The sequence below is a fragment of the Acinetobacter sp. GG2 genome, assembly GCF_000292385.1.
Taxonomy (GTDB): Bacteria; Pseudomonadota; Gammaproteobacteria; order Pseudomonadales; family Moraxellaceae; genus Acinetobacter; species Acinetobacter seifertii.
In genome coordinates this window covers 46,629-69,940 of sequence record NZ_ALOW01000021.1, presented here as the reverse complement: position 1 = coordinate 69,940, position 23,312 = coordinate 46,629, and the positions used below count along the sequence as shown (strand labels likewise).

16 protein-coding genes are annotated in these 23,312 nt (G+C 38.8%); 6 read left to right on the top strand and 10 right to left on the bottom strand.

Translation table 11 applies throughout. The annotated features are described in order from the left end of the window. The coding region (locus B554_RS0102660; RefSeq protein WP_019456875.1) for an ESPR-type extended signal peptide-containing protein at positions 1 to 3,713 on the bottom strand (3,713 nt) is incomplete at its 3' end. Positions 3,714 to 4,501: 788 nt separating this feature from the next. Here B554_RS0102660 and lon point away from each other — a divergent pair. The 4 genes from lon to B554_RS0102640 all read left to right on the top strand — a co-directional run bounded on the left by lon (position 4,502) and on the right by B554_RS0102640 (position 9,879). Then, positions 4,502 to 6,931 (top strand): endopeptidase La, encoded by a 2,430-nt coding sequence (lon, locus tag B554_RS0102655; RefSeq protein ID WP_019456874.1) that lies wholly within the window; start codon positions 4,502 to 4,504, stop codon positions 6,929 to 6,931. Between the two features lie 300 nt (positions 6,932 to 7,231). Beyond that, positions 7,232 to 7,711 carry a 23S rRNA (pseudouridine(1915)-N(3))-methyltransferase RlmH gene (gene rlmH, locus B554_RS0102650; RefSeq protein ID WP_002054393.1) on the top strand — a complete coding sequence of 160 codons (480 nt, stop codon included), beginning with the start codon at positions 7,232 to 7,234 and terminating at the stop codon, positions 7,709 to 7,711. Positions 7,712 to 7,823: 112 nt separating this feature from the next. Next, positions 7,824 to 8,600 carry a dioxygenase gene (locus B554_RS0102645; protein ID WP_004703045.1) on the top strand — a complete coding sequence of 259 codons (777 nt, stop codon included), beginning with the start codon at positions 7,824 to 7,826 and terminating at the stop codon, positions 8,598 to 8,600. Positions 8,601 to 8,769: 169 nt separating this feature from the next. Further along, positions 8,770 to 9,879 (top strand): META and DUF4377 domain-containing protein, encoded by a 1,110-nt coding sequence (locus tag B554_RS0102640; RefSeq protein WP_025465058.1) that lies wholly within the window; start codon positions 8,770 to 8,772, stop codon positions 9,877 to 9,879. 53 nt (positions 9,880 to 9,932) lie between these two features. On the opposite strand, the gene gdhA is transcribed toward B554_RS0102640, so the two are convergent. Then, positions 9,933 to 11,336: an NADP-specific glutamate dehydrogenase gene (gene gdhA / locus B554_RS0102635; protein WP_019456873.1), complete on the bottom strand. Its 1,404-nt coding sequence runs from the start codon at positions 11,334 to 11,336 to the stop codon at positions 9,933 to 9,935. 270 nt (positions 11,337 to 11,606) lie between these two features. On the opposite strand from gdhA, the gene B554_RS0102630 reads away from it, so the two are divergent. Next, positions 11,607 to 12,398 carry an RnfABCDGE type electron transport complex subunit B gene (locus B554_RS0102630; protein ID WP_019456872.1) on the top strand — a complete coding sequence of 264 codons (792 nt, stop codon included), beginning with the start codon at positions 11,607 to 11,609 and terminating at the stop codon, positions 12,396 to 12,398. Beyond that, the gene (gene nth, locus B554_RS0102625) at positions 12,399 to 13,085 is read left to right on the top strand and encodes an endonuclease III (RefSeq protein ID WP_004703053.1); all 687 of its coding nucleotides are present in this window, start codon (positions 12,399 to 12,401) and stop codon (positions 13,083 to 13,085) included. Here the strand turns inward: nth and B554_RS0102620 are convergent. The 8 genes from B554_RS0102620 to B554_RS0102585 form a co-directional block, all read right to left on the bottom strand. After that, on the bottom strand, positions 13,082 to 13,264 hold the full coding sequence (locus B554_RS0102620) for a hypothetical protein (protein WP_019456871.1): 183 nt from the start codon (positions 13,262 to 13,264) through the stop codon (positions 13,082 to 13,084). The two genes, nth and B554_RS0102620, sit on opposite strands and share 4 nt — an antisense overlap. Before the next feature lie 64 nt (positions 13,265 to 13,328). Then, positions 13,329 to 14,513, bottom strand: coding sequence for a VWA domain-containing protein (locus tag B554_RS0102615; protein WP_025465057.1), 1,185 nt, complete (start codon positions 14,511 to 14,513; stop codon positions 13,329 to 13,331). A 3-nt stretch (positions 14,514 to 14,516) separates the two neighbouring features. Next, positions 14,517 to 16,874, bottom strand: a complete 2,358-nt coding sequence (locus B554_RS0102610; protein ID WP_019456869.1) for a DUF5682 family protein — start codon at positions 16,872 to 16,874, stop codon at positions 14,517 to 14,519. Between the two features lie 76 nt (positions 16,875 to 16,950). Further along, positions 16,951 to 18,033, bottom strand: coding sequence for an ATP-binding protein (locus tag B554_RS0102605; protein ID WP_019456868.1), 1,083 nt, complete (start codon positions 18,031 to 18,033; stop codon positions 16,951 to 16,953). A gap of 32 nt (positions 18,034 to 18,065) precedes the next feature. Next, on the bottom strand, positions 18,066 to 19,703 hold the full coding sequence (locus B554_RS0102600) for a hypothetical protein (protein ID WP_019456867.1): 1,638 nt from the start codon (positions 19,701 to 19,703) through the stop codon (positions 18,066 to 18,068). Beyond that, positions 19,694 to 21,022: an SWIM zinc finger family protein gene (locus tag B554_RS0102595; RefSeq protein ID WP_019456866.1), complete on the bottom strand. Its 1,329-nt coding sequence runs from the start codon at positions 21,020 to 21,022 to the stop codon at positions 19,694 to 19,696. Before B554_RS0102595 ends, B554_RS0102600 begins: the two co-directional genes overlap by 10 nt. 185 nt (positions 21,023 to 21,207) lie before the next feature. Continuing rightward, positions 21,208 to 21,861 (bottom strand): adenylate kinase, encoded by a 654-nt coding sequence (gene adk / locus B554_RS0102590; RefSeq protein ID WP_002117671.1) that lies wholly within the window; start codon positions 21,859 to 21,861, stop codon positions 21,208 to 21,210. 84 nt (positions 21,862 to 21,945) lie between these two features. Beyond that, positions 21,946 to 23,259 carry a hypothetical protein gene (locus B554_RS0102585; protein ID WP_004703059.1) on the bottom strand — a complete coding sequence of 438 codons (1,314 nt, stop codon included), beginning with the start codon at positions 23,257 to 23,259 and terminating at the stop codon, positions 21,946 to 21,948. Positions 23,260 to 23,312 lie beyond the last annotated feature (53 nt).

Here is a 23,312-nt window from a genome sequence, read left to right as displayed (position 1 = left end):
ATCGTGTTGTTTAACTCAGTCTTAGTGTCGTTAATCTGAGTCGTTAACTGATCTTTGGCATTGTTTAACTTGGTATTGGTATCGGTAATCTGATTACCAAGATCATTTTTAGCATCATTTAACTGATTATTCGTATCAGTGATTTTGCCATTTAAGCTCTCTTTTACTTTGGTGAGCTGATCAACATTCACTGCATCTTTAGCATTTACACCATCTGCAACATTCGTAATTTGTTTACCACCAGCATTAATACCTTCTTTAGTAATGCTTGGACCGTCTTTAATCGTTAAGCCATTATTGTTTAAAGTGGTATTGCCAGTAGTCACACTGTCAAACTTCGAGTCTTTTAATAACTCAATCTGGATACCATCTTGAGTAGTACGGGTAATGACATTTTCACCGCTTGTTTTCGCAGCTGGTGTTGAGGCAGCTGCACCACCTACAATATTGAGCTTCTCGCCAAGTTTACGGTGGACATCTGCTCCACTGTTACCAGCAAAATTCAAGCCTTTGTTTTCAAGCTCAGTCTTGGTGCTGTCAATTTTGGTATTTAATTCAGTTTTCGTATTACCAATCGTGTTGTTTAACTCAGTCTTGGTGTCGTTAATCTGAGTCGTTAACTGATCTTTGGTATTGTTTAACTTGGTGTTGGTATCGGAAATTTGATTGCCAAGATCATTTTTAGCATCATTTAAATTCTTGTTGGTATCTGCGATCTGATTACCTAAATCTTTTTTGGCATCATTTAACTGATTATTCGTATCAGTGATTTTGCCATTTAAGTTATCTTTCACTTTGGTGAGCTGATCAACATTCACTGCATCTTTAGCGTTTACACCCTCAGCTACACTGGTAATTTGTTTACCACCAGCATTAATACCTTCTTTAGTAATGCTTGGACCATCTTTAATGGTCAAACCATTGTTGTTCAAAGTGGTGTTGCCAGTAGTCACACTGTCAAACTTCGAGTCTTTTAACAGTTCAATCTGGATGCCATCTTGAGTAGTACGGGTAATGACATTTTCACCGCTTGTTTTTGAAGCTGGTGTTGAGGCAGCTGCACCACCCACAATATTGAGCTTCTCGCCAAGTTTACGGTGGACATCTGCTCCACTGTTGCCAGCAAAGTTCAAGCCTTTGTTTTCAAGCTCGGTTTTGGTGTTGTCAATTTTGGTATTCAGTTCAGTTTTCGTATTACCAATCGTGTTGTTTAACTCAGTTTTAGTGTCGTTAATCTGAGTTGTTAACTGATCTTTAGTGTTATTTAACTTGGTGTTTGTATCCGTAATCTGGTTACCCAAGTCAGTTCTTGTATCATCTAACTTTTGATTTAGATTGGTAATATTCTGAGCATTTTTACTAATATTGCTCGTGTTTTGGTTTACACGTCCATCAACATTTTTAAGCTGGCGTACTGTTACCGCATCTGAGTCAGCTGAGCCATCTTCAACATTGATAATACGGCGTTCTTTTCCAGCCGACCCAACAGAAATAACACCATTAGATTTAGAAGCATCACGATTGGTCAGGAAAGAGCTTCCTGTCGCTTCGGTTGCTACAGCATCTTGGCCTAAAGCAACACTATTTTTAGCTTCTACTTTACTACGTGCACCTAAAGCGACACCACCTTCAACTAAAGACTGGGCACCTTGACCAACTGCAACTGCATTTTCTTGGTCAGCAATTGCACCACCACCAATGGCTGCAGCATTTTTACCAGCTGCTTTTGCACCGCCGCCGACAGCAGCAGCATTTTCATTTGTAGCCTCAGCCCCTTTACCAATTGCAGCCGAGTTATCACCTGTTGCTTGAGCACCACTACCAATTGCAGCAGCACTGTTGCCAGTTGCTTTTGCACCTTCACCGGGTTTGTTACCAGAGCCAATTGCTGTTGAGTTTGTACCCGATGCAAATGAGTTAATACCCATTGCAGATGCACCATCACCTGTTGCTTGTGCAACAGCACCGAATGCAGCAGCACCTTTACCTGAAGCATTAGACATGACGCCAAAAGCAGATGAAGCATCACCAGTTGCTTTAGATGTCATACCGAAAGCCGATGAAAATGCACCAGTACCTACAGCTTGAGTACCTACAGCAGTTGAGCCGTGATTCGCTTCAGTTGTTGGATACTTACCTGCTTTAAGTATCCCTCCCGTAATTTCTGTATAGGTTTTACTCAGCTCAGCATCTTGTGCAATTTTATCTACATCATCACCACCAATAGCAACAGAAGAGTTTCCTCTTGCAATGACATCGGCACCAATCGCAATCGACTGATCCCCAATCGCTTTGGTCTGATCTCCAATCGCAATCGACTGATTGCTATAACCCGATGGTGTACCTTCTGCTCCTTTAGTCGATGCATTACGGCCAATCGCAACATCACCACTGCCAACTGTTTGGCTGCTGCTACCCATTGAAATTGCACCAATTCCCGTTGCTCGTGTATATCCACCAATCGCCATTGCATCACGAGCAGTAGCAGAAGTATTCACTCCAACAGCAATCGCATTACGTCCAGTTGCACCATCATTTTCAAAATTGCTGCCTTGCTGACCATTATCATTAATACTGACATAATGAGTACGAGCCGCTTTTAACTGACGTATGGTGGCAGCATCCGAATCTGCTGAACCGTCTGCTACATTTTGAATACGGCGTTCACTTCCCACATCACCAATTGATAAAACACCAGTTGGAGCTGATTGTTTAGTTAAGAAACTTTCACCCCTAGCTTGGACTGCTTTTGAATCTTTACCTACAGCAATACTATTTTCAGCTTCTGAACGTGCACCTTTACCAATTGCTACACCACCATCAAAAGTAGCTTCAGCTTGGTCTCCAATCACAACGGCATTATCTTTTTGTGCTTTTGCGCCTGTACCAATTGCAACAGATTTTTTACCTTTAGATTCTGAAAATGCACCAATCGCTAAAGCATTTTCCTCAGTGGCCACTGCGCCACCACCGAATGCAATCGAGTCTTTACCGGTTGCTTTTGTTGCCATTTTAGGTTGATAAGCAGCACCTGCTTGCCCCGCAACTGGGTCAGCGTTTTCAATATCTGGTGAACCAATTGCAATTGAACGGTAACCTTCTGCCGTTGCCGAGTGACCAATTGCTAAAGAGCCTTTACCTGTAGCTGCTGCAACATTACCAATGGCTTGAGAAAAATCGGCGGTCGCGGCAGATTGGCGCCCAACCGCAAGAGCAGTATTTCCAGAAGATAAAGCACCTGTACCAATTGCTACACCTGAAATACCTTGAGTTGTCGCATAAGAACCAATTGCAGTACCTAAACCTTTCTCAACTACAGCGCCAGTACCGACACTGATTGCTCCACCTTGTTTCATTGCACCAGCATAAGCACCAGTAGAATTATTATAAGGATTGTTACGGTTTGCGATGTTAGAGCCTGTTCGGTCTTGAGTTTGGGCTCCACAACCAATAGCAACATCTTTTTCATTGGCAGTACTCGCATTTCCTTCACGACAAGAAGTTGTTCCTGAAATAGATGTTCCTTGGCCTACTCCACCCTCGGTATTTGTCCCTGCGAAAGCATTTGGCGTAAAACTAATTAAACTAGTTAAAATAATCGCTGATGCATTTAAAGTTTTTGATTTAGTCTTTGTTTTACCTTTTGCAATTTCAGATGTTGCAACCCATGCTCCAATTGAAGCATTCCAAATGACCTTATAAACTTTATTCATAAAACTTCTCAGACAAATACCAAACTCAAAGACCAATAAAAATGTACAAATACATTTTTAAAATTTTCGGCCCAAAAAAAGAGGCGGCATCCTAATTGAATAAATCTAAAGGGTAAATATAAAAACAAAATAACGATAAGAAAAATTGTGATTTTAATCACAAATTATATTTTTATAATTAATTTTAATTTATTGAATTTAATAAATAAAAAATTAATTAACAACAAAGTGTTTTGTTTTTGTTAAAAATGAGTAAACTTATTTTAAAATAGAATAATAACTCTAAATATATGATTAATTTTTACAAAATTAATAAAAACAAATACATTTTAAAATACATCTGTATATTATAGAAATAGAATATCAACTCTAAAATAAATATCATTATTAATATAATTATTCAGCAATAATTATCCATTTAAAATACAGCTGTATATTATAAATAATAGTGTGTTTATTCTACTCACAATAAATTATAAAATAAATAAATTTTTAAATATACTTAATAAAAAAACTTATTATAAAATAAAACTAAACAAAACATTTGTTTCGAAAACTGATTTCCTTACTTGTACGGCAAAGACTAATTATTAAGTAAAAATGCTTAGCTTCACTACAAAATTTTATTCTTCTTAAGAATTAATCTATTGATTCATAACATTTTTAAAAAAAAGTTGACTAAATTAGTCATTTTTTCAACATTTTCTATTGTCATGCCCTTGTAATTTTTGAAATACACATCACTATAAAAAACATGGCAACCTCGTTGTCACTCATTAGGAGTGCCCATGTCTGAACTTATTATGAATGAAAAAACTGACTTAGAGCCTCAGGTTCCAAGTGTATTACCACTATTAGCCTTACGTGATGTTGTGGTTTATCCACACATGCAAATTGCGCTATTCGTGGGTCGTGAAAAATCGATCAATGCAGTTGATGTGGCTCGTAACAGTGACAATTTAGTATTTGTAGTTGCGCAAAAAGATTCGCTTACAGAAGAAATTGATCACGACAATTTATACCAGTACGGTACAGTCGCTAAGATTGTACAAGTAGTTAATCATGAAAATGATGAAAACTGCATTAAAGTACTTATTGAAGGCTTACATCGTTCTAAGCTCACAAAAATTATCGATGAAGATAGTTATTTGACTGCTGAACATGATCTAAGTCCAATGACTATTAATGTAGATAAGGCAACTCAAGAAACTCGTTTACAAGAGTTACGTAACTTATTTGCTCAATATGCAGAAGCAAAATTACGTAATGCACGTGAACTCGTTGCTGCTGCCAATAAAATCGAAGACTTATTGCAACTTATGTTCTTCGTAGCAACTCGTGTACCTCTAAATATTGAAATTAAACAGAAGTTTTTAGAGCACGATGAGTTTGAAGCACATTTGCAAGAGTTAATGAACTACTTGATGAATCAATCTGCTGAACAGCAAATTGAGCAAACTTTACATGACAGCGTAAAACGCCAAATGGAAAAGAACCAACGTGAATACTTTCTAAATGAAAAAATGAAAGTCATTCAACGTGAACTTTCCGATATGAATGGCGGTGCTGAAGATGACGTGGCTGAAATAGAGAAACGTCTTGCTGAAGCTGATTTACCTGAACACGTACGCAAAAAAGCTGAAGCTGAGTTCCGTAAACTTAAAGCAATGCAGCCAGCATCTAGTGAAGCTGCAGTTGTACGTAACTATCTAGAAGTGATTTTAGATACGCCGTGGAACAAAGCGAGCAAAGTCAGTATTAACTTAGCAAAAGCACAAGAGATTCTTGATGCTGACCACTATGGTCTTGATGATGTTAAAGACCGTATTGTTGAATATTTAGCTGTTCAATCACGTGTGAAAAAACTCAAAGGCCCTATCCTCTGTTTAGTAGGTCCTCCAGGCGTTGGTAAAACTTCACTCGGTGAATCAGTAGCTAAAGCAACAGGTCGTGAATTTGTTCGCATGGCGCTTGGTGGCGTACGTGATGAAGCAGAAATTCGTGGACATCGTCGTACTTATATAGGTGCGATGCCGGGTAAAATTGTGCAGTCTTTAACAAAAGTTGGCGTGAAGAACCCACTGTTCTTACTCGACGAAATTGACAAGATGGCACAAGACTACCGTGGTGACCCAGCTTCTGCATTGCTTGAAGTACTTGATCCATCACAAAACAGTAAGTTCAACGATCACTATTTAGATCTTGATCTTGACCTTTCTGAAGTCATGTTCATCTGTACTGCAAACAGTATGAATATTCCAGAAGCGTTACTGGACCGTATGGAAGTCATTCGTCTACCGGGTTATACCGAAGATGAAAAAGTAAACATTGCTGAACGTTACCTTGTTCCTAAAGCAATTAAGAACAACGGTTTACGTGCAAAAGAGTTAACAATTCATGAAGAAGCGATTCGTGACATTGTTCAACGCTATACACGTGAAGCTGGTGTTCGTAGTTTAGAACGTGAAGTCTCTAAAATTGCGCGTAAAGTGGTAAAAGAAGCGGTAAGTAAAAAGTCTAAAAACTTACAGCTTGACGTTACCTCTGCCAATCTTCCTGAATATCTAGGTCCGCATAAGTTTGACTTTGGTATTGCTGAAGATGAAGCACAAGTAGGCCGTGTCAATGGCTTGGCATGGACTTCTGTAGGTGGCGAGTTACTTACTATTGAGGTTGCAGCTGTTAAAGGTAAAGGTAAATTTATTACAACCGGTTCACTCGGTGACGTAATGAAAGAATCGATTACCGCAGCAATGACTGTAGTACGTACGCGTGCTGATGAACTTGGTATTGAAGCGTCTCGTTTTGAAGAAACTGATGTACACGTTCACTTACCTGAAGGTGCAACTCCAAAAGATGGTCCATCTGCTGGTTTGGCATTAACAACTGCACTTGTATCAGCATTTACTGGTATTGCGATTCGTCCAGACATCGCAATGACAGGTGAAACAAGTCTTGGTGGTCGTGCGATGCGTATCGGTGGCTTGAAAGAGAAACTTCTTGCTGCACATCGTGGTGGAATTAAGCTTGTCTTTATTCCTCAAGATAACGTTCGTGATTTGGCAGAGATTCCTAACAATGTTAAAGAAGGATTAGAAATCAAACCTGTGAAAAGCATTGATGAAATCTTACCTTTAGCATTAACTGCAATGCCAAAGCCTTTACCCAAAACACCGATTGTAAAACCGGTAGAAGGTTCAAAAGCAGCGCGTCACTAATTGAAAAATAAAAAAAAGAGAGCTTCGGCTCTCTTTTTTTGTTACATAATTTGATTGAAAAATATCCAACCATCCTCATAATAAGAAGTAAGAGTGATTAATTTTATTATTTACTCTTATCTATCTTATGTTACAGATAGCCTTGTTTTTATTCTCTATGGTCATCTGAACTCCAGACAGATGATCATTTGATCGCAGTCCAACACCATTTTTTGGACTGCGTTTTTTATGCCCAGTTGCACCCCGCGGTTATCATCTCCTCAGGTATAATGTGTCAGCCGTTTTGACTGAATAGACCACATGAAAATTCGTATTCTGACCATTGGTCAAAAAATGCCTGCTTGGGTACTTACTGGTTTTGAAGATTATTTCAAACGCATCCAGCCTTTTGTCCAGACTCAAGTGATTGAACTTCCAATGGCAAAACGCGGTAAAAATGACTCGGAAGCGGATATTTTAAAATACTGTCAAATTGAAGGTGAAAGTATTTTAAATGCGTTAAAACCAAACGAGACACTGATTGCTTTAGAAGTGGGTGGTCGTGAACTCAGCACAGAAAAGCTAGCTGACACCATGAAACAATGGATGCTTGAAGGAAATGATGTGGCACTGGCTATTGGTGGTCCAGATGGCTTATCAGATCAGGTACGTAAAGCTGCTGCTTGGCATTGGTCACTCTCAAAACTAACTATGCCTCACCCTTTGGTGCGTGTTTTATTAATTGAGCAGTTATACCGAGCAATGAGTATTAATCACAACCATCCGTATCACCGCGCATAAATGGAACAACCGTTTCATTTTAAGAACAATCCGTTGAAATCTAGATACTTTTAACATGTCTTGATTTTGGCATAATGAATACTATTCTGCTTTTCAACTCAGGTGTAATGAAATGGAACTACAAACCCTTCCCGGACTGTTTATTTCACATGGTTCACCCATGCTTGCACTTGATCCAGAACAAGTGGGTCCTGCTTTACACCGTCTTGGTATAAATCTACCAACTCCAAAAGCAATCATCGTGATGTCTGCTCATTGGGAAAGTAAAGCACTTGAAGTAAGTAGTTCAACACGACCAGAAACATGGCATGACTTCCGTGGTTTCCCACCCGAGTTATACGAGATTCGCTATAGTGCACCTGGTCAACCCGAACTTGCCGAAGAAATATTGAAGTTATTGGCAGACGCTCATTTTGTTGCACATGCCAATAGTACTCGTCCTCGCGACCACGGTGTATGGATGCCTCTTTTACACATGTATCCAGATGCAGACATTCCCGTTGTTGAAATTTCTTTACCGATGACCTTAAGCGCTCAAGAAATTTATCGAATTGGGCAAACGCTTGCGCCTTTACGTGAAAAGCAAATCTTATTGATTGGTTCTGGAAGTATTACCCATAATCTTGCTGAGTTGTCTTGGCAAGGTGACAATTCAAATGTTCCTGAATGGGCTTCAACTTTTAGAAATACCGTCGTTAATAAGCTTTCACATCAAGATTACGATGGCGTGTTGGAATGGCAATCACTGCCTTATATAAAACGTAATCATCCAACTCTTGAACATTTTGCACCGTTATTTTTCGCTATGGGAACTGGTCATCGTTTTACGATTGTTCATAGCAGCTTCACAATGGGTTCATTAGGTATGGATATATATCGTTTTGATTAATTTTTAGGAAATACCCCGTTTTCGCGGGGTATAGCATTATTTTTATTAAAAATTCGAATAATTTACAAACTTATACATTTTAAAAACCGAAACAATCATATGTTTACATTTTCTTTTTTTAAGAATGTTTTAAGCTTAGTGCTGTTGTTTTTTTACTTGAAGTTTTTAAATGAAAATTAAATATTTAATTCTTGCGTTATTACCTTTTTCTTTGATGGCGTGTCAAACAGTTTCACATACTCAAGCTCCAATTGTATCTGAGCAACAACAAAATCTTGCAGCAACTCTAAGTGAATATACTTGGACTTACCAAAATGTAAAAGCATCTAAGCCACTTGTTCTTAACTTTAATGCAGACGGCAAATTAGCAATTAACACAGGTTGTAATGGTCAAGGTGGTACTTGGAAAGTTGAAGGTAACCAGCTTGTAACCTCTCCACTTGCATCAACAATGATGGCTTGCCAAGACGATTTAATGAAACAAGAACAATTGTCTAATAGCATCTTTAGTGAAGCAAAATTGCCAATTGAAATTAGTAACAGCAATGGTCAGGTAATCTTAAGCGTGACAGATAAAGCAGGTCAAAAGCATATTTTCCAAGGCGTAAAAGCAACTAATACTCAAGCTTTAACTGATTATTCTTGGTCATACCAACCTGAAAATACTAAAAAGCCGATTGTTCTTAACTTCACAAACGACCGTTTATCTATCGCAACAGGTTGTAACCGCCAAGGCACTACTTGGAAAGTTGAAAACAATACCATCGTAACTGCTGATGTAATGTCGACTATGATGGCGTGTGAACCTGCATTAATGAAACAGGAACAATTCTCTAGCAGCCTGTTCCAAAAACGTGCGATTCCATTTGAACTTAATACATCAAATGCAGATCAACCAACATTGACAATCGTTGATGCTCAAGGTCAGAAATATACGTTCACAGGTAAAATGACACCTGAAGCAAAATACCAGTCTGAAGGTAAAACTGTTTTTCTTGAAGTAGCGCCAGAGACTAAATCTTGTACGGGTGTTGCGCCACAAACTTGCTTGCAAGTTCGTGAAGTTAAATATGATGACAAAGGCGTTAAAACTTATGCCGACAAAAACTGGTCATTATATTATGGTCAAATCGAAGGTTTTGAACACAATCCAAACCAACGCGTAATTTTACGTGTAAAACGCTTTGAAGTGAAAAACCCAGCAGCAGATCAATCTAGCCAAGCAGATGTGTTAGATATGGTTGTAGAGCAAGAAATGGTTAAAAAGCCTAAAAAATAATTTTTAGACTAAAAAATCCGATGCTTTTGCATCGGATTTTTTATTTCTATATTTTAATAAATACCTTGTGCAAGCATCGCATCAGCAACTTTTACAAAGCCTGCAATATTGGCACCATCTACATAGTTCACAGTACCGTCTTCTTTAGTACCGTATCTAACACAATTGGCATGAATGTCTTTCATAATGGCATGTAAGCGTTCATCAACCTCAGCATGTGTCCAGCCCAAACGAATTGCATTTTGAGACATTTCTAAACCAGAAGTTGCTACCCCACCCGCATTAGATGCTTTACCCGGAGCATATAAAATTTTAGCTTCAATAAAATGCTCAACAGCTTCAAGTGTAGATGGCATGTTAGCGCCTTCAGCTACACAAATGACACCATTAGCGATAAGTGTTTTAGCATCTTCATCGGTTAATTCATTTTGTGTTGCACATGGTAAAGCAATATCTACAGGAATATGCCAAGGTGTTTTACCTTCAAAATATTCAAAGCCATGCTTAGAAGCAAACTCAGAAATACGTCCACGTTTAACGTTTTTCAACTCCATAACTTCAGCCAGCAACTCATCTGTAAAACCATTTTTTAGATAAACAGTACCATTAGAGTCCGATAAGCTGACCACTTTTGCGCCCAAGAACATTGCCTTTTCCGCAGCATATTGAGCAACGTTACCAGAACCAGAGACCGAAACAGTTTTACCAGCAAAAGATAGCCCACGTGTTTTTAGCATTTCTTCTGCAAAATAAACCGTACCATAGCCTGTAGCCTCCGGACGCATTAAGCTACCGCCAAATGAAATTCCTTTACCAGTAAATACACATGCAGTGTCATTACTGAGTTTTTTCATCATGCCAGCCATGTAGCCTACTTCACGCGCACCCACACCAATATCTCCAGCAGGGATATCGGTATTTGGACCTAAATGACGGTAAAGCTCAATCATCAGAGCCTGACAGAATCGCATAATTTCAGCATCAGATTTACCTTTAGGATTAAAATCTGAACCACCTTTCCCACCACCCATTGGTAAAGTGGTCAGTGAGTTTTTAAAAGTTTGCTCAAAACCTAAAAATTTCAAAATAGATAGGTTGACCGATGGATGGAAACGCATTCCACCCTTAAATGGACCAATTGCTGAATTATATTGAACACGAAAAGCACGGTTCACTTGAGTCTGGCCTTGATCATCCATCCATGAAACACGAAATTGAATTACACGCTCTGGTTCAACCAAACGCTCTAACAATCCATGCTCTGCATATTCCGGATTTTTTTCAATAAATGGCCACAAGCTTGTCATGACTTCTTCGACAGCTTGTAAAAACTCAGGTTGATGCGGATCACGCGCTTGCACGTAATTCAGGAATTCATTCAGGTTGTTATATTTCAATGCACGGTCCTCAGCATAGTAATGAATTAAATTGGTGCAATACATTTTAAAATGCATCATTTAGCAGCAAAATATTAAATCCCTTTCCATCAATTTTAACAATAGTTATTTTAAATTATTTTATTTTTCTTAATTATCATAAAGTTAATTTTAGAAAAACTATCTAAAAATCAATAATAGTCATTTATCATTTCAATTTTTTGATCTATTATTGTGCAATATTAGCTACATTTTAGGTCAATCAAAAAGCCTATAAATTCGTTAAAATCCATTGACCTTACTTAGGTTTTTCTTCATTATCGCATCGTTTTAAACAAGCTATTTTCCTCTATGAATCCATCTATTTCTCTCATACGCGAGATCGATGCGTTATTGCCACAAACACAATGTGGTTTATGTGGACACCGTGACGGTTGTCTACCTTACGCAAAGTCCATTGCTGAAGGTGAAGATGCAAATAAATGTGTTCCTGGTGGACAGCCAGTGGCCGATGCGCTCGCAAAACTATTAAATCGCTCGTCATTGCCTGCTGAAACAAGTGTCTGGCCCGTACAAGCAGATGGACGCCCACAACGTATGAAAGCGATTATTCGTGAAGACGAATGTATCGGATGTACAAAATGCATTAATGCCTGCCCTGTAGATGCCATTATTGGTAGTGGTAAGCTCATGCATACCGTTTTGACTGATCTATGTACAGGTTGTGAGTTATGTATTCCACCCTGCCCAGTTGACTGTATTGATCTGGTCGAAGACACTCAAGCTTTACCAAATGAACAGCAAAGAATTGCGGAACAAAATGATTTAAGACAACGTTACTACGCGCATATTCAACGCGAAGAGAAACGTCGTATACATCGCAAAGGCCCTGTGGTACGCGCTGAAATTGACACACAATTTTTTGCAAAGTTCTCTCAAGCACTTGATGATCTACCTTCAATTCAAATCATTGAGAAGTCGAAAGAAGTAATTGTAAATGACGCAAGAACGACTATTGAATTAGCTAAAATTCGCACACAAATTAAAAAGTTGGAAAAGCAGCTCAGTGTTCGAGAAGATGCAAAAAAGCGTCTTCAACTTGATGAACTACAACAGCAACTCACTCAATTACAGGAGGTCTGAATGGCCGTCAAAAATATGACGAAAAAGCAGATTCAAATTTTCTTTGAACGCCTTCGTGAACAAAGACCTTCTCCTGAGACCGAATTAAAATATTCATCACCTTTTGAATTATTAATTGCCGTCATGTTATCGGCACAAGCGACCGATGTTAGCGTAAACAAAGCAACAGATAAGCTTTATCCTGTCGCCAATACTGCTGAAAAAATCTATAACTTAGGCGTAGATGGACTTAAAGAATATATAAAGACCATCGGCCTTTATAACGCCAAAGCTGAAAATGTCATTAAAACCTGTAAGATTTTAATGGAGCAATTTAACGGTGAGGTTCCAAGCAATAGAAAAGATTTGGAAGCTTTACCAGGTGTAGGACGTAAAACAGCCAATGTGGTTTTAAATACTGCTTTCGGACAACCAACTATGGCTGTCGACACGCACATTTTTCGTGTGGGAAACCGTACTGGCTTAGCAGTAGGCAAAAATGTACTTGAGGTTGAACACCGTTTAGTTAAGGTGATTCCGAAAGAATTTATTATAGATGCACATCACTGGTTGATATTACATGGCCGTTACTGCTGTATTGCCCGTAAACCGAAATGCTCAGAGTGTGTGGTTGCCGATGTATGCAACTGGCCAGACCGCTTTGAATTTGGTGCTATAAAAGCAATTCCAACAAAGAACCTCAGTTAATCCTGAGGTTTTTTAATCTGCTGTAATTTGGGATGTAGTTGACGTTCTCGTCCGTTCTTTTTATTTTCCAAAGCCTGTTGTTTCTGCACATGACGTAGCATTTTTTGACTTTGATATAGTAAAAATAACAGTAGAGCTAAACTTAAAATTACCACTACAATCAAAATAATTTTCAGCAAAGAAGTATCCTCAATCCACTCAAACTTTGAGTGTTATATGCCATAACATAATCTTTAACTACTATTATGTCAGATTTTGTTGGCTTGCATACCATGCATGAATATCCTGTTTTTCAATTGCAGTTGCCATGAGTTCGGGAAATTGATCAGGTGTACAGGCAAACGTTGGAATCCCCATATCAGCAAAGATCTGTGCATGTTGAGTGTCGTACCAAGGCGCACCATCATCAGACAATGCCAGTAGCGTAATGACTTGTACCCCACTGTCCAGCATTTCAGCCACTTGTTTGAGCATTTGCTTAGCATCACCACCTTCACATAAATCGCTAATGAGGATAAAAATCGTGTCTTCTGGGCGAGTAATTTTACTACGGCAGTATTTAATCGCTTTAGCAATATCGGTTCCCCCACCTAACTGTGTGCCGAATAACACATCCACAGGATCTTCTAACAAAGGGGTTAAATCGGCTAACTCGGTATCAAATACAATCATTTGCGTACTGACTGCACGGATACTTGCCATCACCGCCGCAAAAACACTGGAATAAATCACTGAAGGAGCCATCGAACCACTCTGATCAACACAGAGTATAATGTCTTTTAAAGCCGTTTGTTGACGTGGATGCCCATGTAACTCATGTGGAATAATGGTTTTAAAATCTTCTTGCCAGTGTTTCAAATTGGCCTGAATAGTGCGCTTCCAGTTAATGTCTTGCATGCGTTTAGGACGTCGTGTATGGGCTGAACGGTTAATACTGCCTCTAATCGCTTGCTGCAATGGTTGTTTTAGTCGGTTTTCAAGCTGCTCTACCAACTGACGTACCACAATACGTGCAGTTTCTTTGGTTTTTTCAGGCATCAAATGATTGAGTGAAATCAAAGTTGAAACCAAATGAATATCAACCTCAACACTCGCCAACAATTCAGGCTCTAACAACATTTGCTGTAAATTCAAACGCTCTAAAGCATCTTTTTGGATGACTTTCACTACCGAGGATGGAAAATACTGACGAATATCACCTAACCATTGCGCAACTCGAGGACTCGAATGCCCAAGACCACCTCGGCGATTAGGCTGCTGCGTCTGATAAAGTTCATTCAAACACTCTTGCATCTTACTATCTTGCATCGACCAATTCGGTAAATGCGAAGTCGAATTTGGGACTTGTCCTAAAATCAAACGCCAACGTCGTTCTTGTTCCGCAAGGTCTGATTGTTCTAAAGTGATTAGTTCTTCATTCATGTTCATCACTTAAACCTCGACAGAAACAGGCTGTAAATATGTGTATATTTCATCTAATACAGTTTGAGCACGTTCGATGTCTAAAGTACCGAGCTCTTGTTTGATTGTGGTCGATTTTAGCGTCACTTTCTGAATTAATTGCTGTGATTCAGCAGGACTAAAACTGGAGGCTGTTCTCGCCAAAATTGGCAATAACTCAATAAATTGCTGCTCTTGTAATTGATTGACCCATTGGCTCACAGTATCCCAAAGGCTTTGCTCATGAATCAATAACAAAGCTTGATGAGTCAGAAAACCTTCAAACCAAGCGGCACTAAAGTCGGCTGTCTGCCCAATCGATAAAGCTCGTGAGAGAAATCCCTGTGTCTGTTCCACATCAATTAACTGCTGTTCTCGTGCTAAACGTACACAACAACCATGCAAATAACCTTGCATATATTCCAGCTGCAATAACTGTTGTAAGGTCTCCTGCCAGAGCTGCGATAATTCATCATGTTGCAATTGTTCTAAAAGTTCATATAAGGCTTGTAGTTGTTGAGCAAACTGCTGCGCCATTTCGGCATTCAGTTGTACACAATAACTTGGCAAACTCAACATCAAACGAATCGCTAAATGTTCTACCACTTGATGCAAATGTTGCATCGAAAACTGGCGCACGCTGCCATAACGAATTGCGGTAATTAGTGGCTTTAAGGTTGCCAAAATAATACTTGGATCTTGATGCTGGGTGGTAAGTTCATTCAGTTTATCCAAAGCCAAATTTAAGCTTTGGTCCAAACCAGACAATAAAATGCTTTCAATCAGTTGAGCAATTTGTCCCACATCTTCACACTGTTTGATCTGATGTTCTACATAACTTTGCGTAGCAAGTTGCACGCTATTGCCCCACAATGACATTTCATTCAGATATAAACTACTTTCAGGCTGCCAAGACAACTGCCAAATTTCTTTAAAATTCCCTTGCTTCGCACCTGTACCTGCTAACTCTGCCCAAGCAACGCCAAGTAATTTAATACAATGCAGAAATTGACTTTTTGCCAAGTCGAATGTTTCACGTAAATCTAGCGTAATATCACGATGTGGTGCTTCAAGTTTTAAGCGAAAATGCTTCACTTGCTGTAAAAAGTCTCTTTGAATTGGCAACTCAATCAATTCAGCAGGTACTTGTCCCAATTGCTCATCTTCAAGCAATTTAGCTAAAATCGGTTGTGGAATATCTAAACCATGATTCAAGACCGAGCGAATTACCTCAAACAAATCTTCCAAATCAGGGATACGGCGTCCACGTAATTGCAATAAAGATTGGATCAGTTGTACCGCATCAATAATTTGGGCACTAGAGGCGTCATGACCTGCTTGGCGTAAGGCTTGGGCAAATTGACTTAACCAATCAATGGTAATTTTTTCGCCATCAACATTTCCGTCTAAAGCTTGTTGGTAATGCTTCCAAAGATGGGTATACCACCCAACCGCTTGTACACCTGCGCCATAACCATTATCTCGGCTCAATCGTCCATGTGTCCATGCAATCCATGCAGCATCAACTTTGATTTTAGGCAAACCTTTCAGTAAAGCGGTATCCGCTTTAGTTTGAGCTTTTAAATCTACCAACACAGGTGCATGCCATGCACCACAAATCACCACAATATTTTGATAGCCTTGCTTTTCTGCCTGCTTAATCACTTTGCGCATATAGGCTTCACGATACTGCTCCAGCAATTGATCTTCACTACTGTAATTTTCAGGTTGCTGGCTTAGCAAATGATCCCGTAAAGCTGCCATCGCATCGCTAATAGCAGTGAACATTTGTCCAGCATGTGGTTGCTGTTCGACTAGATGTTCCCAAAACCGTTCACTATCTTGATAGCCAGCCTGTTCAGCCAATAGTTGAATTGGATCTCGACGAATCGAAAGATAATGTTGTTCCAGATTATATTCTGACTCAATATCATCTTGCTGATTCAGCTCAACCTCTTGTTCATCTGTTAATGCCTGTTCATCCACTGAAGCTTTCTGTAGATGTTGTTCTGCCCATTGTTTTTCTAATGCAAAACGATGTTGCAAAGGTAGATCCATAAACTCTACTGCAACTTGCTGACGCAGCGCATATTGTAAAGCTTGCCACTCAGGTGAAAACTCAGCAAAAGGATAGAAGACCGCCTGTGATCGTACTTCTTTTTGTACAGGAGTATTCAACAACAATGCTACAGGCGGCTTAAAATCGGCATGTTGTAATTGGGCAATGATTGGATTGGCATCAGGTGGTCCTTCAATCAAAATACAATCGGGTTGAATCGAAGCCAAAGCATTACATACACTACGAGCCGAACCAGGCCCATGATGACGAATACCGAGAATATGCAGCATTTTTCTATCCTTTATTTCAATCACATCTTCTCCTTTTCAAGGAGAAGATTGGGATGAAGTCATTTATTATTAGGTTTTATTCTAAATCACGACAAGCACGATAAAGGTCTTGCCAACCCTCACGTTGTTTAATCACGGTTTCCACATATTCTTTCCAAGGCACAAGATCTTGAACAGGATCTTTTAATACAGCACCCTGTAAACCTGCTGCTAATTCATGGTCAGTTAAATTACCTGACCCCAAATGCCCAGCCATTACCCAACCATGACTCATCACAGAAATAGCTTCAGCTGTTGATAAGGTACCCGTAGTGGTTTTTAGCTTTTGCTTACCATCTAAAGTTTGTCCATGACGCAACTCTCTAAAAATCGTCACCAATTTTTGAATTTGAGCATCCAAAGGCTGAATCTCGGGAAGTTGCAAACTTTTACCTAATGACTGAACACGCTTTTGTACGATCTCGACTTCTTCTGAGATTGTGGCAGGCGGCGGTAAAATTACCGTATTAAAACGACGCTTTAACGCAGAGGAGAGTTCATTCACCCCTTTATCACGGTTATTGGCTGTTGCAATCACACTAAAACCTTGTATCGCTTGATACTCAATACCGAGCTCAGGCACAGGCAGATTTTTTTCAGAAAGCAACGTGATTAAAGTATCTTGAACATCTGCAGGAATACGGGTTAATTCTTCTACACGAGCGATCTTACCTTCTTGCATCGCGCGCAACATCGGGCTTTTGACTAATGCATCTTCACTAGGACCTTTAGATAAAAGTTGTGCATAGTTCCAGCTATAACGTAAAGTATCTTCACTAGTGCCAGCCGTACCTTGAATCAGTAATGCACTATTTCCAGAAATAGCAGCTGCTAAATGCTCAGATACCCATGATTTTGCCGTACCCGGCACCCCTAATAATAATAATGCTCGGTCAGTTGCCAAAGTTGCCACTGCAATTTCCATTAAACGGCGATTACCAATATATTTAGGTGAAATCACAGTTCCATCAGCTAAAGTGGTCCCCAATAAATAATCTATAACAGCTTTCGGTGAAAGTTGCCATTGTGGTGGTTTTGCTAAATGGTCATGTGCCTTTAATGCAGCTAATTCATGAGAAAACTGTTGTTCTGCACGTGCACGTAAAACTTGTTGAGACATGTTGATTATCCTAATTTATGATTTATTGATCATTAAGCAATAAGTTTTTGTTTATACTGAATAAAATGAATCATTTGTTTCCATTCAGAAATAGAAAAAAGAGGTTGTAGACAACTGAAGTCGATTGGATAAGCTTCCAAAATCAGCCATTGTGCATGCTCTTTTAATAATGCAAATTTATTTTGATCCTGCTGCAAGTCCAAATTCCCATACGCGTGTTGTATTAACACAGCTGCCATTTCTGAAATTTTCTGATCTTGATGTAAAACTTTTGCTCTTTGAAATACATAGCAAAAATGTTCTAAATCTTGATTTCGATAATAGGACTCAAGTTGTTCTAATAATAATTTGCTTGCTGGCTCCTGATCTAGCAAACCAAAGATTGTCTCACGCTCGATCCTGCTTCGAGTTGATATTGTCACAGCTTCATACCATTTGGTCTGATGTTGATAAAACCATAAAGCTAGATCACGGCGCTGCTCTCGGTAACAGCACAAAATAAATGCGCTCCACAGTGAATCTTTTTGTCGAGAATGTAATGAAAATAAATGATCCCAGGTACCAAATAATTCTAACCAATAGGCAAGTGGTAATTGGATTAAAATTCTTTTGAGATAAAGTACGCCCTGTGAACTTTCACAAAACTCCTGATAAGCCTGTTCGACTTGAGAACTTTGGTAAGCCGTTTTTAAACTTTTACGGCTTTCAACCAAATTTGCTTCTCGATCAAAGAAACCATAATCATTCAATGCATCATCTTGATCTAAGTTAATGTTGAATTTAACTTTTCTGGCTTGAACGTCGTAGCTTAAACATGCACGCAGTAACGCCATAACCTCGTTATAGAGGGTATTATCTTGATAATATAAATAAAAGCTTAATGCTGCATTATTACGTACTGTCGCTGCATTCTGGGGTTCTAGTGTTTTCACATGTTGGTATAAAGCTTCAAATTGGATTACTGGCATGTTATATGTCACTAGACTTTCAGCATGACTTTGCAAATGATTTTTCTGAATAGATTGTGACCAGAATTCCGCAATATACTGGTTAATAAAGTCTGGTAATTGACCGCACAATTGGCTCATCAATAAAGACCAATCACTATTTTTTGATTTCAACAACTGACGGATCAATGGTTCGGCATTTTGTTGTTTCAAATATTTCCACACTCTTTTCGCATCATCTACACGTGTTGTCACATCTCCCTGAAATGCAAACTCAGGTAAGACTGATGCCAATAACACTAGGTTCCGACACAGTGGTAAAACTTTCAACACCAAATAACGTGGAATCACTTGCTGCTGTTGTTGAGCAAGTTTTAAAATTTGATTAACCCAATCCTGATATAAAAATGGCGACTCTTGTGCAACAACCCATTTCAAAATTTGCACGAGCCCATCATCTAACTGCTTTTCATTTTCTATCTGATCAATCTGTGCAATATTTTTCTTAAATGTTTCGGGCATCTCTTGCAGTTGATAACCTGCTTGTTGCATCAGCACCCAATATTGATTCAAGACCAATAAATCTTGGGCTGAATCAATCTCTTTAGGTACATAAACCTGCAATTCCTTAGGAGTTTTGATAACCTGCTTAAATTGCAGCCCTAAAGTCAGCTTGAGTAGTAACTGCTGATTAAACTCACTGTATGATGGAGTTAAAGACATTCAAATTGCCCTCCTTGCCAAATACTAACGAGTTTTAGTTGTAATCCATTCCATTCAACGCCTGCACTAAATGGCTCAGTCCCCACTAAAAACCATAACTCAACAAATTGTTTAATCTCAATTTCACACATTTTTTGATCCTGATCGACCAAATAAATTACTTTGTCATGTTTAACTAAGTGCAATTGCTCAAGCCAAAAAAAGCGTACTAACTGTAAAGGATATTGTTTTAAGCCATTCGCATATTGAGTAAATGCCTGATCAAAATTTTTAAAGCCTTTTGGCGCAACCAGCGTTAGGCTCAAATCATTGAACGACATTAAATTATCTTCTAAACGAAGACGTTGTTGGCTTATCACTGGATAAAACTTAGCATTTAAAGCCAATTGTTTTTGATAAGGTAAGGTCACTCCAAAACTTGAATGAGGAGGTATTTCAAAATCCAGTATCAAGTAATCACGTAGGTTCTGACTATCCCACAACCATTGACGACGATAACGTCCACGAGTATTCACCAACTCCTGTGTTACTTGTCCTAAAGCGTATAGACTAAATTTATGAACTGGTATGTTATCCCATATATCAGCTGGCAAATTAATACCAAATAACTGTTTTACCTCTTCATACAGCTCAGGTTTAAGATGATGACGATTCTGCCATAAATGAATAGCAGTTTGTAATTTAGCCAACCAGAATGAACTTTCTATTTGCCAGTTGGTTTGATACAAAGCACTAGAAAATTCATCTAAATAACTCACCAAACCTGCAACTTGAGCATCTACTAAACGGCTTTGAATATCTCTAAATTTCTCTTGTTGTTGGCGTAATCTTGCTAGTCCTATAGTAATTACATCATTTAGCCATGTTTGTAATGCATCAATCCCAGCATCCATTTTTTTCTCACGCGCCAATTGGCGTTTAAGTCGAGCTTCTTCATCAATAGGTTTATCAATCTTGTTTTCTTTTTTCTCAAGTGTTTTCGTTTTTTTATCACGCCATTTTTGTACACGATCAGGTATGTTTTGTTGGTCTGATTGCACAATAAATTTATCTTGATACTCGGTATACACTAATAATAATGCCAAGGCATGTTTACAAGGTCGTTTAAAACTTGGACAACTACATTCACACTTCAATTCAGGTAAAAAAATTGCACTTTGATAAATTGAACTACCTTGAATTTCTCCCCAAATCCATTGGTCAACTGAACCAGATATATTATTCCATGCTTCAAATTTCGCTAGTTTTTTAGCTGATTTCGCTGAACTTGCATCTGGAATAATTTGTTCCACCTGATCAGACTGAATCGTCAGCAACATAATTAACCCTTTAAAATAATTTTTTAATTTCAATGTTTTGGTTTATAGAATGGGACACACTATAAATGTTTTAAATTTAATTTCACATACTATTGTTACATAGTGCGACATATTATGTCGCTAACTATTCTTGATATAAAAAAACTGCTCAATGTAAACATTAAGCAGTTTCAATAAAAATAAAATTATTTGTCTAAGATGTTGAACAAATCTTTTTGTACATCTTCAATTGTACGCAAGCCATCAAGCTTGTCATAAGTTGGCGCATTTTCACCAGAAGCAGCACGGCCTTGGTAGAAACCAACTAATTGCTCTGTTTCAGTATGATAAGACGCTAGACGCTTACGGATTGTTTCTTCTTGGTCATCTGGACGTTGAACAAGATCTTCACCAGTTTCGTCATCTTTACCTTCCACTTTAGGTGGATTGTATACAGTGTGGTAAACACGACCAGAAGCTGGGTGCTGACGGCGGCCAGAAAGACGTTTTACGATTTCTTCGTCAGGCACGTCAATTTCAATCACGTGATCAATGCTGATGCCTTCTTTTTCCAATGCTTCTGCTTGAGGAATAGTACGTGGGAAACCATCGAAAATGCAGCCATTTGCACAGTCAGGTTGAGCAATACGTTCTTTTACTAAACCAATAATAAGTTCATCTGAAACTAAACCGCCAGATTCCATTACGCTTTTAGCTTTTAGACCAAGTTCAGTACCTTCACGAATCGCAGCACGGAGCATATCACCGGTTGAAATTTGTGGGACATTGTAGCGCTTACAGATCAACTGAGCCTGAGTACCTTTGCCTGCCCCAGGTGGTCCGAGTAAGATAATGCGCATAAAAAACATCCTCATTTAAAACAATGAATGAAGTCTGGCAGAAAAAGTCTCATTAATCTTCAATAGATCCTGCCCGACGTCGAATTATAAGAAAGCTACAAACAAATGTATTGTACCAGCAATAAATCCGGTTACCCCACCTAATACAATAAGAATCCACTCGTCCTCTTGAAATGCAGGACGTAATAAATTCTGAAACTCTTTTGGTGTTAGTTCACGAATACGCTCTTTAAACATTTGAAAAATCTTCTGTGCCCGGCTTGCATTTAGTGCAGGGTCACATACGGGTCCCATCGTAATTTCAATTGAACGATCAATCAAGTCCGTCTTTAATCTTGCGTACTCTCTTGGCCCTAAAGAAAGCTGTAAAGATGTACGAACAAGTGGTGTTTCCATAATTTCGTTAATATGACGTTTAACAATACGGCGCGTCTTATCTTTACGCGGCCCATACATCATTTCAGTCATAATCGATTTTAAGGTGATCAGATCTTCTGTAACTACACTTGAGAACACATCAGAGACTTCTTCTTGACGTTTCATGAAAGCCCCTTGGAAATTATACGTCCCAATTCGAAGAACTGGCACAATCCAAGGGAACTTACGGTCTTTTGTTAATCTAAAAATCTGTGGGTAACGAATATAATTTGGTTCAATTGGATTAAATACCATCCAGATTGCAATCCAGTTGGTTAAAAAACCCCAAATTGAAGCCCAAAACGGAACAGTCCAGTGCCAAGGTACAACGAACCAGACAACCATTTGGAAAATACCAAAGAACATCCCGATTAAAGCACTAATATGCCAAATAAAGTTGATCTCTTTTTGGCCTACTTTTAAAAACATACGTACCATTAAACGGCGATCACCTTCCATCTGGCTCACGACCATTTCACGCATATTCACCAGTGACTCGACGTTCATAGTCAGCTCAGTCACTAATTCTCTTAATACACCGGGTAATTGTTTATGCGCCTGTGCATAAATACGGCGTTTAATTGAATAAGGTAAATTTTCCCAAAGTACGGCATTACGATCGATCATCACCTCATCAATCAAATGCTCAAGTTCAAATCCGACTTGCTCACCAATAATACGTGCCATGTCTTCAGGGTCCATGGCCTCTAAAAACTCACGTAAAGAACCTAATTTAGATAAAGTATTATCGGTGATAATTCCTGAAATACGTCCAGCTTTGCGCGGCACAATTCCTTGCCAACCGACTGGTAAAGGGCCTAAATGAAAACCCCAAAATTTGATTGGGTAAAATACCATTTTTAACGCCATCCAAACATGTGCCCATGTGACAAAGGCAGTAACTGGGATGATACTTAAAACGGCCCAAAAATCAGGTCTGTGTAAAAAGGTCTGCCACAATCCGCTGACGTACTCTAACATGTAAGACTCTCGTATTTATTTGTGCTCTGCTTATGGCGAGTTAACGATAAACT

Bases quoted from the DNA above. Each gene is read 5' to 3' on its own strand.
- B554_RS0102605 (WP_019456868.1), bottom strand. From the start codon at position 18,033: ATGTCTCAACAAGTTTTACGTGCACGTGCAGAACAACAGTTTTCTCAT.
- gdhA (WP_019456873.1), bottom strand. From the start codon at position 11,336: ATGATGCATTTTAAAATGTATTGCACCAATTTAATTCATTACTATGCT.
- B554_RS0102640 (WP_025465058.1), top strand. From the start codon at position 8,770: ATGAAAATTAAATATTTAATTCTTGCGTTATTACCTTTTTCTTTGATG.
- B554_RS0102595 (WP_019456866.1), bottom strand. From the start codon at position 21,022: ATGTTGCTGACGATTCAGTCTGATCAGGTGGAACAAATTATTCCAGAT.
- B554_RS0102615 (WP_025465057.1), bottom strand. From the start codon at position 14,513: ATGAACATGAATGAAGAACTAATCACTTTAGAACAATCAGACCTTGCG.
- adk (WP_002117671.1), bottom strand. From the start codon at position 21,861: ATGCGCATTATCTTACTCGGACCACCTGGGGCAGGCAAAGGTACTCAG.
- B554_RS0102645 (WP_004703045.1), top strand. From the start codon at position 7,824: ATGGAACTACAAACCCTTCCCGGACTGTTTATTTCACATGGTTCACCC.
- B554_RS0102630 (WP_019456872.1), top strand. From the start codon at position 11,607: ATGAATCCATCTATTTCTCTCATACGCGAGATCGATGCGTTATTGCCA.
- lon (WP_019456874.1), top strand. From the start codon at position 4,502: ATGTCTGAACTTATTATGAATGAAAAAACTGACTTAGAGCCTCAGGTT.
- B554_RS0102610 (WP_019456869.1), bottom strand. From the start codon at position 16,874: ATGCTGCATATTCTCGGTATTCGTCATCATGGGCCTGGTTCGGCTCGT.
- rlmH (WP_002054393.1), top strand. From the start codon at position 7,232: ATGAAAATTCGTATTCTGACCATTGGTCAAAAAATGCCTGCTTGGGTA.
- B554_RS0102600 (WP_019456867.1), bottom strand. From the start codon at position 19,703: ATGTCTTTAACTCCATCATACAGTGAGTTTAATCAGCAGTTACTACTC.
- nth (WP_004703053.1), top strand. From the start codon at position 12,399: ATGGCCGTCAAAAATATGACGAAAAAGCAGATTCAAATTTTCTTTGAA.
- B554_RS0102585 (WP_004703059.1), bottom strand. From the start codon at position 23,259: ATGTTAGAGTACGTCAGCGGATTGTGGCAGACCTTTTTACACAGACCT.